The organism is Mucilaginibacter sp. A3364, from assembly GCF_059690715.1.
The window spans coordinates 294,751-307,566 of the sequence record NZ_JCAWED010000003.1; the positions used below are offsets into that span (position 1 = coordinate 294,751).

At 46.0% G+C, this 12,816-nt stretch carries 11 protein-coding genes; 6 read left to right on the forward strand and 5 right to left on the reverse strand.

The features are described from left to right. Positions 1-29: 29 nt before the first annotated feature. From AC59JT_RS19640 to pdhA, 3 genes are all read right to left on the reverse strand, one after another. A complete protein-coding gene (locus AC59JT_RS19640; protein WP_497402332.1) occupies positions 30-596 on the reverse strand; it encodes a pentapeptide repeat-containing protein in 567 nt (188 codons plus the stop codon). Between the two features lie 340 nt (positions 597-936). Beyond that, a complete protein-coding gene (locus tag AC59JT_RS19645; protein WP_497402334.1) occupies positions 937-2,625 on the reverse strand; it encodes a dihydrolipoyl dehydrogenase family protein in 1,689 nt (562 codons plus the stop codon). 168 nt (positions 2,626-2,793) lie between these two features. After that, on the reverse strand, positions 2,794-3,789 hold the full coding sequence (pdhA, locus tag AC59JT_RS19650; RefSeq protein ID WP_497402336.1) for a pyruvate dehydrogenase (acetyl-transferring) E1 component subunit alpha: 996 nt from the start codon (positions 3,787-3,789) through the stop codon (positions 2,794-2,796). 914 nt (positions 3,790-4,703) lie between these two features. Between pdhA and AC59JT_RS19655 the strand changes: the two genes are divergently transcribed. The 3 genes from AC59JT_RS19655 to AC59JT_RS19665 all read left to right on the forward strand — a co-directional run bounded on the left by AC59JT_RS19655 (position 4,704) and on the right by AC59JT_RS19665 (position 7,645). Then, a complete protein-coding gene (locus AC59JT_RS19655; protein WP_497402338.1) occupies positions 4,704-5,285 on the forward strand; it encodes a hypothetical protein in 582 nt (193 codons plus the stop codon). A gap of 585 nt (positions 5,286-5,870) precedes the next feature. After that, positions 5,871-6,455 (forward strand): C40 family peptidase, encoded by a 585-nt coding sequence (locus tag AC59JT_RS19660; RefSeq protein ID WP_497402340.1) that lies wholly within the window; start codon positions 5,871-5,873, stop codon positions 6,453-6,455. Positions 6,456-6,517: 62 nt separating this feature from the next. Next, positions 6,518-7,645 carry a CapA family protein gene (locus AC59JT_RS19665; protein WP_497402342.1) on the forward strand — a complete coding sequence of 376 codons (1,128 nt, stop codon included), beginning with the start codon at positions 6,518-6,520 and terminating at the stop codon, positions 7,643-7,645. Here the strand turns inward: AC59JT_RS19665 and AC59JT_RS19670 are convergent. Beyond that, positions 7,642-7,827 carry a hypothetical protein gene (locus AC59JT_RS19670; RefSeq protein WP_497402344.1) on the reverse strand — a complete coding sequence of 62 codons (186 nt, stop codon included), beginning with the start codon at positions 7,825-7,827 and terminating at the stop codon, positions 7,642-7,644. The genes AC59JT_RS19665 and AC59JT_RS19670 overlap by 4 nt on opposite strands. Positions 7,828-7,910: 83 nt before the next feature. Between AC59JT_RS19670 and AC59JT_RS19675 the strand changes: the two genes are divergently transcribed. Both AC59JT_RS19675 and AC59JT_RS19680 read left to right on the forward strand, forming a co-directional pair. Next, positions 7,911-8,855 (forward strand): SPFH domain-containing protein, encoded by a 945-nt coding sequence (locus AC59JT_RS19675; protein WP_497402346.1) that lies wholly within the window; start codon positions 7,911-7,913, stop codon positions 8,853-8,855. A 23-nt stretch (positions 8,856-8,878) separates the two neighbouring features. Then, complete coding sequence (locus AC59JT_RS19680) at positions 8,879-9,445, forward strand: DUF922 domain-containing protein (RefSeq protein ID WP_497402348.1); 567 nt, start codon at positions 8,879-8,881, stop codon at positions 9,443-9,445. Here the strand turns inward: AC59JT_RS19680 and AC59JT_RS19685 are convergent. Then, the gene (locus AC59JT_RS19685) at positions 9,442-11,994 is read right to left on the reverse strand and encodes a ligase-associated DNA damage response DEXH box helicase (RefSeq protein WP_497402350.1); all 2,553 of its coding nucleotides are present in this window, start codon (positions 11,992-11,994) and stop codon (positions 9,442-9,444) included. The genes AC59JT_RS19680 and AC59JT_RS19685 overlap by 4 nt on opposite strands. 41 nt (positions 11,995-12,035) lie before the next feature. Between AC59JT_RS19685 and AC59JT_RS19690 the strand changes: the two genes are divergently transcribed. After that, positions 12,036-12,617, forward strand: a complete 582-nt coding sequence (locus AC59JT_RS19690) for a hypothetical protein (protein WP_497402352.1) — start codon at positions 12,036-12,038, stop codon at positions 12,615-12,617. The last annotated feature ends 199 nt before the right edge of the window (positions 12,618-12,816 follow it).

A 12,816-nucleotide genomic window follows, 5' to 3' on the forward strand; every position in this document is an offset into this window, starting at 1 on the left:
TTTTTATGAGCCATGCAATATTTTAGGGCTTATATCACCTTAATGTTATACTTGTACAGCAAACCCTCCAGGCCATGGGCAGAGAATATCGCCTTGTTCATCAGATTAAGCTCCGGATCAATAATATAATTGAGGGCGGTGGAGAAGTTTACGCCCGTGAGATCAGTGTTACGGAATACGGTTTCGAGCAAATTACATTCATCAAACACTGAGCCGGCCAGGTTGGCCTGCGTGAAGGTGGTCTCCTTTAACGACGACTTTTTAAATACCGTTTTCAGCATCTTTTTTTGCTGGAACGATGAGTAATCCAGCAGGCACGACTCAAACCTTACGCTGAACAAAAAATCCTGGCACAGGCTAAAGTTAACGCCCATAATTTTGCAGTCTTTGAACACCGCGTCGGTAAGGGTGGTTTTGGTAAGGACGGCCATGGAAAGGTTACAATTTTCGAACACACAACTGATGAGCTTACATTGGATCAACTGCGCCTCGCTCAGATCGCACTTTTTAAAAACGCAATTGTTATACTCCACATCGCGCAAAATCTGGCCCGAAAAATTTACACTTTCAATTACTTTATCGTCATGAATTTCCATAAAAATAACCTTTAAAAATTGAGGCGCAGTGTAGCGCCGTATGCGTAGCACGCTACACTGCTACACCCAGGTGTAGCGCGCTACAGCGCTAATTGTTAGATACTTAATTTTTTTTGGTGGCGCTGTTTTGTCAGTATCGTTCCGCTACGCTGTTTTACGAAACTTCCGTAACAAAATTAGTGGGCGTTTTTAGTTGGCAGTCGCACATATTCCTACCAGCCATATCTCCCCAAAAAAAACACCCCATATAAAAAGAGCGGCCGAACCCACAGGCTCACCGCTCTTTATTTATTCTAAAGTCAGCAAATCAAAAATGACTTAATGACCAATGACCCAATGACTATATCAACAGCCTCACCGGCTCCTCAAGCAATTGCTTCAAAGTTTGCAGGAAGGCGGCAGCGCTTGCGCCGTCAACCACGCGGTGATCTGAGCTTAGGGTAACTTTCATTACGTTGCCCGGTACTACCGCGCCGTTTTTAACAACCGGTACGGCTTGTATACCGCTAACCGCTAAAATACATGCGTTAGGGGTGTTAATGATAGCTGTAAACTCGTCAACACCAAACATACCTAAGTTTGATATGGTGAAGGTTGAGCCTTCCATTTCGTTAGGCTGTAGTTTTTTGGCTTTTGATTTTTGAGCGAACTCTTTAACCTCAACACTCAGGTGGCTTAATGATTTGCTATCGGCAAATTTAATTACCGGTACCAACAGGCCCTCATCAACCGCTACGGCAACGCCAATATGCACGTGCTCGTTGGTGCGGATGGTATCGCCCTGCCATGCAGAGTTAATGGTTGGATGCTGGCGCAATGCAATAGCAACTGCCTTCACCACAAAATCATTAAATGATATTTTAACAGGAGCTACCTCGTTAATTTTGTTACGGGCAGCAATAGCCTGATCCATATCTATAGACATGGTAACATAGAAGTGCGGCGCGGTAAATAAGCTCTCGCTCAGGCGTCTGCCAATAGCTTTACGCATTTGGGTAACCGGGCGTTCGCTAAATTTCTCTTCGCCAACAATGCTTGGCAATACCACAGGCGCTTTTGCAGGCGCGGCAGCAGCAGGCGCAGCATCTTTTGCCGGAGCGCTGGCAGCAGCAGCCGGAGCCGCGGCAGGTGCAGCACCACCTTTAAAGTCCTCAATATCTTTTTTCACAATGCGGCCACCTTCGGCGCTGCCTTTAACGGCATTAAGGTCGATACCTTTGTCTTTAGCAATTTTGCGTGCCAAAGGCGATGCTTTAACACGGCTGTCGTCGCTACCGGCTTGGGCGGCTTCCTGTGCAGGAGCAGCTTCGGCGGCAGGTGCAGCCTCTTCTTTAGCAGCAGGCGCAGCAGCAGCCGGAGCATCGCCATCACCTTGCAGTAAAGGTGTAATATCTGTACCCTCTTTACCAACAATAGCTATAATACCGTGTACCGGTGCAGCTTCGCCTTCTTTAGGGCCTATGTATAATAAAGTACCTTCTTCGTAACCCACAACTTCCATGGTAGCCTTATCGGTTTCCACATCCGCCAGTGAATCATCGCTTTTTACTTTATCGCCAACTTTAAAGTTCCATTTATTAATAACACCTTCGGTCATGGTATCGCTCAAAGCGGGCATACGTATTACCGTAGCCGGGATGCTTGACAGGTCAACCTTAGCGGCAGGTGCAGGTGTTGCGGCAGGTGCTTTATCAGCAGCGGCAGCAGGTTTTTCTTCTTTCTTCTCTTCTTTAGCAGGAGCAGCAGCCGGGGCAGCGCCTTCACCGTCTAAAGCAGCTTTGTAGTCTTCGCCCTCTTTACCTAAAACGGCAATAACAGCGTCAACCGGGGCAGCTTTACCCTCTTCAATACCAATGTACAGCAAAACGCCGTCCTGGTACGATTCAAAATCCATCGTGGCTTTATCAGTCTCAATCTCGGCCAATACATCGCCCGATTTAACTTTATCACCAACTTTTTTATGCCATTTAGCCAGCACACCTTCAGTCATGGTGTCGCTCATTTTAGGCATTTTAACTACTTCGGCCATATATTTAGGATGAATATTTTTTTAGTCCTGAGTCTGAAGTCTTGAGTCCAAAGTCTTTATCGGATACTTAAAACTTCATTTTTTTTATTTAATCAAAATCCGAAGTCCCGCGCCTGGCGTCTATCAATCATTCCGACTTAAGACTCCCGACTAAAGACTTCAGACTAACTAGTCCATTATATAAGGATAATCCTGCTGCACGTATACATCAGTATAAAGTTCTGATGCTTCCGGCCATGGTGATTCCTCAGCAAATTTTACCGACTCATCAACCTCAGCCTTAACGCGACCTTCAATCTCCTCAAACCATTTCTCATCAGCATAACCATTTTTTGTAATCGCTTGTTTTACCACTTCAATAGGGTCTTTAGCTTTGTAGCTTTCCAACTCTTCTTTGGTACGGTATTTCTGCGGATCACTCATCGAGTGACCTTTGTAACGGTAAGTACGCATCTCCAGGAAGGTCGGTCCTTCGCCGGCGCGTGCACGCTGCGCGGCCTCGTCCATAGCGTTGTGTACCGCAACAGGGTCCATACCATCAACAGCCGATGAAGGGATGCCGTACGGAAGGCCCAGTTTATAAATATCAGTTTGTATAGTTGTACGCGCTACAGATGTACCCATAGCGTAACCATTGTTTTCGCAAATAAAAATTACAGGCAGTTTCCATAACGCGGCCATGTTAAAGGTCTCGTTCAAAGCGCCCTGGCGTACCGCGCCATCGCCCATGTAGGCAACGTTTAAAAAGTCGGTGCCTTTAAATTTTTCGGCAAAAGCAACACCTGCACCCAAAGGAATCTGGCCGCCAACAATACCGTGGCCACCATAAAAATGATGCTCTTTGCTAAACATGTGCATTGAACCACCTTTGCCTTTTGAGCAGCCGGTAGCTTTACCATATAATTCGGCCATGATAGCGTTCGAGCTTACGCCCTGTGCTATAGCATGCGCGTGATCACGATATGCGGTGATCATGCTGTCGCCTTTTTTCAATACCGACATGGCGCCGGCTAATACAGCCTCCTGGCCTATATACAAGTGGCAAAAGCCCCTTATTTTTTGTTGTCCGTATAACTGGCCGGCTTTCTCTTCGAATTTACGCATCAAAAGCATAGCCTCGTACCACATTAAATAGGTGTCTTTGGTTATTTCAATTGCACTCATTTGTAAACGATCTGTTTTTTGTAGAGCGCAAATCTAATTATATATCCCTAATTATCGAAACTGCAATGAATTTGTTATCAACTTTTATGTGGTGAGGTTGTAAAAGTATTCAAGATTAGGGGTTGGAGATTAGTTGGTAGGGCTGTTTGGGGTGGAGTTGTTAGAAAGGGATTAGAGGATGGGGTAATGTGAATGTTAGTCCGGATCTTTGATCCCGGACTTGCGAGTTGGGGATTTGTAATCCCCTGGCCGAACTAACATGTAGATTTCACTACATTAGTAATTCAATTATTTAAAATTATGAAAAGAGCCCGGCAAATACTTATAGCTATCGCTTGCATAGTATTAGGGTATGTTTTCGGATTTATTTCGTGGGGAGGCATCGTTAATTTAGGGGTTTTATTTAATTCTATTTTATTCACAAGCTGTCCGGTCTTGGTCATAGTCGGAGTTATCTTATTCATTAAAGCTTTAATAAAGTAGGTATATGCTAATCATGCTCCTTCAGGGGAGTAATCAGGGCGTTGCCTGCGGCCCACGCTTTCCGCTCATACGCCTGCAGGCCTTAGGCGCAAAGGCTGGTATCCGCTGCAATCGTTAACGCGGGAAACCTGCATTACTAGAAAAAAGCAATCATACAAAGACTATCAATACTAAAACGATACTCAGGAGCGATTATAATCTCTATCAAAAAATAGCACTTTTTTCGCTTGTTTTTATGGATTAACTTTGCTATATAATAATACAATGCTAGTGAATTTGCTTTGTACAAGTACTATAATCTTTTAATACTAAACTAACGATTAACTAAATATTTAACATATGAAAGCAACATAAAAAATCAATTTCTCGAATAATTAACAATAAAAATTAGGAAGCAAAAACAATAATCTCTATTACAATGCGCACATAAAATGAACTCAAATAGGACTGTCGCAGCTAGAAAATTAACCCGCGGCTCAGTACAGAATAACACAAGCAGTGTTGAATCTGTAATTTCTCATCAAACTCAAAAAATAATTGATTCAACCGAATTCTATATTGATAGGACAAACCGGAATTCTATTATTTATTTAACTGTCGGCGTATTCTGCACCGGAGTGGCAATATATATCGTAACCACATGTTTAACGCCTTTAAGCAGTTCAGCTAAAGTCACCTCCCATTTACAAGAATTCATTCTTAAAATCTTTTTTGCATATTCTATAACAAGACTAGGTTTCTTTTTCCTACGACTTTATAAAAACAGTCTTGCCAACATCCACTATCTTAAAAATGAAATGACCAACCATCTATCGCTATCAGGTGCAATAAAAATTGCATATGCTTTAGGAAATGCAAAACTTATAAAAAGGTGTTTGGTTAAAATGGCTAATTCTGAAAGGAACTTGAAAGTCACTACAGAAAATCCTTTTTATCACGAACCTGACCTTGAAAAGTTTGATGATAATTTAGTAAATATTCTTAAAGCGATTTACATTAAAAGAAACGAGTAAAATTCTCCAAGCCCTTGCTGTTGTTAACAATGCGTACCGTAGATTCTCTGTCCTATGTAGAGATTGCTTCGTTCCTCGCAATGACGCGTGGTGAGGAATGTTAAAAAAAGAGCGCAAAGGCCTGCCAGGGTGCGCGGCCGGGAGTCTGGCCTGTGAAGTGGCAGCGATCAGCCTGGCTTGATCTTTTTTTGTTACTTTTTTTGGATCAAGCTAAAAAAAGTAAAACGCCTCCGCGGCTATGGAGCGGGGCAAGGTACGTGCGTGAAGGGCCTAACCCACTGGCTAAGTAGGCACAAGTCAGGCCATTGCACGGCCAGCCTGCTAAGCCTTGCGCCATAACAGTTCACCTAAGCTATTTGCCACCTATCCACGGAGATTGCTTCGTCGTTCCTCCTCGCAATTGACAAATTTGAAATTCACTCATCCACTCAATAATTAACATTCGTGGAAAGAAACTTTCTGAAATAAAATCCGTTATAATGTTTGGTTTTAAGGATTTATTGGATAGTTTTGTATCCAACCTTATTGATAATGTACTATTTAGCGAACATAGATCGCTAAGCAAACAAAAGAAACGAGGAATAAATGAAGAAAACAGTACTGGCCATTGCATTAACTTTCAGCGTTTTAGCCGCCGCGGCCCAAACAAAAACTGTTCCAACTCAAGCCGCTGCGCCACAGGAGGAAGAGGAAAGTTTAGCAAAGAGTTACCTGTCGCAAATTATGGGTGTTGCAGTTTCGGCAACCTCAAACATGAAACTTTTCAATTTTGTTTACGAGTGGGTGGGTACCCCTTACCGTTTTGGCGGTGGTAGCAAAAAAGGTATTGATTGCTCAGGTTTCACCAAACAGTTGTACAGCCAGGTTTTCAATTTAGATATTAAACGTAACTCGCGTGATATTTTTAGCATGGTAAGCCCTGTTAAAAAAACCGAGCTGAAAGAAGGCGACCTGGTTTTCTTTAAAATACACAGCCGCAGCATATCACACGTAGGTATTTATTTAGGCAATAACCGTTTCGCACACGCTGCGTCGGGTGGTGTAAAAGTGAGCAGCCTTGATGATAACTATTACAGCCGTTATTTTTACAAAGGCGGCCGTGTACTGGCAGCATTTAAAAAAGACTTATTAGGTAGTGAAGAAGACGTATTTGAGGAAAAACCCGAATAGTTAAAGCGCCCTATTGATAAAATACGATCCTTTCATATTTTTGAAAGGATTTTTTTTGCCCCATGCAATACCCTTATAAACCTAATATCTTATTAATAATAGTATGCCTGCTGCTGGCCGCCTGCCAGGAGAAGCAAATGGCTGTTGAAACGCCTGCGCCAAAAGTGCCGGCAAAAACAGTAGCCGTAGCACCACAGCCCACCACCCCGCCCGATAGCATTTGTATAGCTGCCGTAGGCGATATGATGCTGGGCACATCATACCCTAACAATACCACCCTGCCGCCCGATAGCGCCGTGAACAGCTTTAAACCTGCCGAACAGGAACTAAAAAGCGCCGACATAACCTTTGGCAACCTGGAAGGCACTTTACTAAATGGCGGCAAGCCGGCCGACTTTAAACTGCATTTAAAAAGCAAAGCCTACCTGTTCAGGATGCCCGAACAATATGGCGGGATATTGAAAAACACCGGCTTTGATATAGTAAGCGTTGCCAACAACCACATCGGCGATTTTGGTTTGAAGGGCCGGGAAAGCACTACCCGTGTACTGGATAGCCTGGGTATACACTATGCAGGCCTGCAAACCGCGCCTACCAAAATATTTGAGGTGAAAGGTATTAAATATGGTTTTTGCGCCTTCGCCCCAAATGCCAACACGGTTTCCATACGCGACCTGAACGGGGCGGCCAAGATCATCTGGGCCTTAAAACAGGAATGCGATGTAGTGATCGTATCATTTCATGGTGGGGCCGAAGGTTCGGCCTGCGAGCACATCCCATTTAAGGAAGAAAGCCATTTTAGCGAACGCCGTGGCGATGTATATGCCTTTGCCCATAATGCCATTGATGCCGGTGCCGACCTGGTATTTGGGCACGGGCCGCATGTTACAAGGGCGATGGAGTTGTATAAAAACCGTTTGGTAGCCTACAGCCTGGGTAACTTTTTAACTTACCGGAGTGTTAACGTGGAAGGCGTGTGCGGCCTGGCACCCCTGCTTAAAGTAAACGTAAACCGCAAAGGCGAGTTTTTGAGCGCGCGCATCCACTCGTACAGGCAAAGCCGCCCGGCGGGATTAAGGCTGGATACCCTGCACCGCGCCGCGCGACGTATAAAATGGCTAACCGAAACCGACCTGCCTAACTCAGCCTTAAAAATAAGTGATATAGGCGAAGTGGCGGCAGCTAATTAGGCTTCGTCCTTAGTGTTTTTTACCAGGCCAATGCCGGTAAAAAAGAAGATGACCGAGATAATACCGATAACCGACAAGGTGGTTATGGTGCCCGAATGCTGGATGATGCTCACACCGGTATAGATCAAGCCGATGATACCCAGGATAGTTAAAATAGTTCCGAAAGTTCGTTTAACGTTCATTGTTGTGCATGTTGATATATTTTATAAAAACAAATAACACTCCAATAATTCCACTATCTTAGTTTACCAAAAAAACCATAGCTATGCCTGCACAAATCGTCACCTACGTTGTTTTATTTTTCCTGCTGATTGTCGTTTTTTCGTCGTTTGTGACTGTAAAACAGGGCACCATAGCGGTGATCACGATATTCGGCAAATACCGCCGTATACTAACCCCGGGATTGAATTTTAAAATTCCGTTGATAGAAAGTATCTACTCCAAAATATCCATCCAGAACCGCTCTGTCGAGCTGGAATTTCAAGCCGTAACCGGCGATCAGGCCAATGTTTACTTTAAGGCCATGCTGCTGTACTCGGTACTGGATCAACAGGAAGAAACTATCAAAAACGTTGCCTTTAAGTTTGTGGACGAGCGCAACCTGATGCAGGCCTTGATACGCACGGTTGAAGGTTCTATCCGTGCTTATGTGGCCACCAAACGCCAGTCGGAAGTTTTAATACTACGCCGCGAGATCACCGAACATGTAAAAGAACAACTGGATAATATACTGGAGGGCTGGGGCTACCACCTGCAGGATCTGCAATTAAATGATATTACATTTGATGATGTGATCATGAAATCAATGAGCCAGGTAGTGGCCTCCAACAACTTAAAAGCCGCCGCCGAAAACGAAGGCCAGGCTTTATTGATCACCAAAACTAAAGCTGCCGAGGCAGAAGGTAATGCCATCAAAATTTCGGCAGAGGCCGAGCGTCAGGCATCGCAGCTGCGCGGGCAGGGTGTGGCGCTGTTCCGCCAGGAGGTGGCCAAAGGTATGAGCCTTGCCGCCAAAGAGATGGAGCAGGCGCACATGGATACTTCAGTTATCTTGTTCACCATGTGGACGGAATCGATCAAGCACTTCGCCGAAAACTCGGAAGGCAACGTGATATTCCTGGATGGCTCAACCGACGCTATGCAGCGTACCATGAAAGAAACAATGGCCTTAAACCTTTTGGACTCAGATAAAGTCAAACCGAAAAAATAAGGTTTAACTTTTTACTGATTTTAATGGGAAGAGGATTTGTGCGGGTGGCTATTGCCCTTGCGTTTGTAGTAATGTGCATTAACGAGGCTTCGGCTCAGGCTTATCGCCAGCTCACATCGGCAGATTTTCAGGGCATACCGCGGCCGCGGATGTTTGGTAACGTTGCTTATACCAATTGCACTATTAACTTCCATTACGAAGCGCAGCGCGTAAGCCGCGATGATTACCGCCTGCAGGCCACCGTTACCCTCACCATGAACCGCGACCGCTCCTGGCTGGATAACCAAAAGATCACTTCGCGCAAAATGCTGGATGAAATTTTGAACCACGAACAGGGTCACTACACGATAGCTTACATGCAGCAGCAGGAAGTATTGCGCCAAATAAACCGCACCCGCTTTGATGCCAACTACGCCCGCCAGGCCCAGGCCCTCTTCGACCGGATAGACGCCAAATACAAACAACTAAACGACAACTACGAAACCGACACCCGCCACATGCAGGATCGCGTGCAACAACGCAGCTGGGATGTGTATTTCAAAAAACGCTTAACCTATATGCCGCCGGTGGATGCAGAGGGGGATTATTAAAGTCCTTTTTTCCTGATCACACCCGGCCGGCGCTCGCGTTTGGTTTCAGCAACGTCCACCCCGTCGGCGCCATATTGGCGGGCCATTTTGGCTATGCGGTCTTCCAGGCTTTCGGTGGTGAATTTTTCGCGGCCCAGGCTGTCAACCATTATCGGGAAGGCAAAGGGGGTTGGGCGTTCCACCGTTTTGAGGATGATGCTTTGATTGCCTATTCTGGTCAACGCCGCCCTCAAGCGGAATTCTTCTAATTGAAAAGCCAACGCTTCATTATACGCTTGCCGTACCAACAGGTTATCCGGCTCGTACTCGCTAAATACTTCGAACAATAATGACGACGATGCCTGCAAATGCCTGTTCTTTACCTGCTGACCGGGATAGCCCGTAAACACCAATCCGCCAATATGCGCAATATCCCGGAAACGCCGGCGGGCCATTTCATTAGCATTAAGACTGTTTTGGATATCATCCAACAGGTTCTCTATGGAGAAGAAATCGGCGTCTTCCAATATTTCCTCAATAGGCACATCCTCATCTGTTAGCAGCTCAAAACCGTAATCATTCATAGCTATAGAAAAACTGGCCGGACGCATTTTGGATATACGGTAAGCTAATAATGAGGCCATACCCTCGTGCACCAAGCGCCCTTCGAAAGGATAAAACAGCAAATGATGCCCCTGCCGGGATTTGAACGATTCGATCAAAAACTCGTGGCTTTGCGGCAGGTGAGATAGTTTGCTTTGTAGATCGAACAGCGGCTTTAATGCTTTTACCTCTTCGTCCTGCTCAATGCCGTGGGCCACTTCGTCCAGTTTATCGCGGAATACAGCTGATAGTTGCGATGACAACGGCATCCGCCCCCCGTTCCAGCTGGGTATCAGTCCTTTTTTTGAGTTTGATTTTTTGACATAGGCGCTCATTTCTTTCATATGCACAAACTCCAGGCTCCGCCCTGCAAACCAAAAGGTATTGCCGGGTTTAAGTTTGGAAACAAATGATTCTTCCAGCGTACCTAAGCTTCCGCCGCTCAGCCATCGTACACGGATACTTTGCTCGCTGGTTATGGTACCGATGCTTAGGCGGTGCCGCATAGCCACGCGACGGCTGTTTACTTTATATAAGCCGTTCTCAACCTCTACCTTTAAAAACTCATCGTACTGCGCCAGGGTTTTGCCACCGTTGGTAATAAAATCCAGCAGTTGGTTAAACTCAGGCCTGGTGATATCCGCGAAAGCGTAAGTTGTTTTCACTTCGTGGAAAAGCTCATCGGCCCTAAAACCTTCCGAAACCGCGAGTGTGACCATATACTGTATCAGCACATCCATGGCCAGCAACATCGGGTCGCGGCTTTCAAAAATGCCTTGTTTGATGGCTTGTTTAAGGGCGGCGCCTTCCAGTAATTCTAACGAATGGGTAGGCACAAAATAGGCTTTGGATATAGCTCCCGGGTGGTGCCCGCTCCTGCCGGCACGCTGCATAAAACGCGCTACGCCTTTGGGACTGCCTACTTGTATCACGGTATCCACCGGCCTAAAATCCACCCCCAAATCTAAACTTGAGGTACATACCACTACTTTCAAAGCTTCGGCATGTAAAGCCGCCTCTACCCAGTTACGCAGCTCGTTATCCAACGAACCATGGTGCATGGCCATTACGCCGGCATACTCGGGGTAATTATCCAATATGGCATGGTACCATATCTCCGACTGCGACCGCGTGTTGGTAAATATCAATGTAGTGCGGCTTTTGGCCACCAGTTGCATCACCTGCGGCAACAGCTTCAACCCAATATGCCCCGACCACGAATAACTCTCAATATTCTCGGGAATAATGGATTTGATCACCAGTTTCTTATCCACATTGGCGCGTACCATTTTTATGCGCTCCACGGGAAAATCATTACCAAGCAGCACTTCGGCGGCTTGCTCCAGGTTACCGATGGTGGCACTTATACCCCAGATCTTCAATACTCCCTCCCCCTCAGGGAGGGCCGGGGTGGGGTCAGCCAGGGCTTTAAGCTTACTAACCCCCAACTCCACCTGCACTCCCCTCTTAGTCCCCAACAACTCATGCCATTCATCAACCACCAATACCTGCAGACTTTGAAAAACCTTGGGATATTCCTTTTGGGCCAGCATCAGGTGCAGGCTCTCGGGGGTGGTAAGCAGTACTTCGGGCAGCTTTTTTTTGAGGGCTGCTTTTTCGGCGGCGGAGGTATCGCCGGTGCGGGTGGCAATTTTCCAGGGTAGTTCAAGCTCGTCGCAGGCTTCCTGCATGGCTTTGCGTATATCGTTGGTTAGCGCGCGCAGCGGCGTTATCCACAGCATTTGCAGACCGTTATTTTTGCGGGTTTTATAGTCGGGATGCCGGTTAATAAAATCCGCCAGGAAAGGCAAAAACAGGGCAAAGGTTTTGCCGCTGCCCGTTGGGGCATTCAGCAAACCCGAATATCCCGCCAGGTAAACCTGCTCCATTTCGCGCTGAAACGGAAACTGGTGCCAGCTTTTTTGCTTGTACCATGCCTGTATTACTTTTTGCCCGGGTGTTATCATTATCAGCCTAACAAAATAAGCAATCTATTTGTTATGAATAAATGAAGCATTATCCCATACTAATTTTGTTGCTGTGCCTGGGCGCATGTCAACCAAAAAATAAAAATGAGGAATCGGCAGCGGCAGAAACACAACAGCCTGTGGTGGTTGATACCTTGCTAATCACCCCCGGTAAAAGCATAGGCCAAATGGCTTTGGGCGGTAATATGGACAGTGTTGAACAGCGCCTGGGCAAACCCTACCGCAGCGATGGCGCTATGGGTAGCGCCTTGCTTACCTGGTTTGCTAATGGCGATACCACGAGTTATCAAACCAATATATTAGGTACGCGCAACATGGGCGGCAGCGATGAAAATATTCTTCACATTAAAAAAATACTGGTCACATCGCCCTTGTATAAAACTGCCGACAGCGTGCATACGGGCCTTGACCTGGCTGCGCTGCAAAAGCACTATACGCTAACGCAGAAGGGACAGTACAAAACGCACGGGCAAACAGTGGATGTTTATGCTGATGCGGATATGGGAATTGGCTTTGAGATCAATCCGCTTAATCAGATGTGTGTAGGAATCACCGTGTTTAAAGCCGGTGATGAGGCTACGGCGCATATTAATATGCATTAGTTAGCGCTTTGTTGGCCATGGGATTTCGTTTTTATCGTCCACCACATTTGTTTCTTTTATAGCCGCCAACATCGGCCCGCTCAATCGCCGCGGGAAGGGCTAGTTACTTTTGTCTTAATCCAAAAGATTCTGTGTTGTAAAGCAAATAATATTTTACCTTTGTAATCATTAAGGCGGCTTAAGCTAGCCTGTTTAGGGC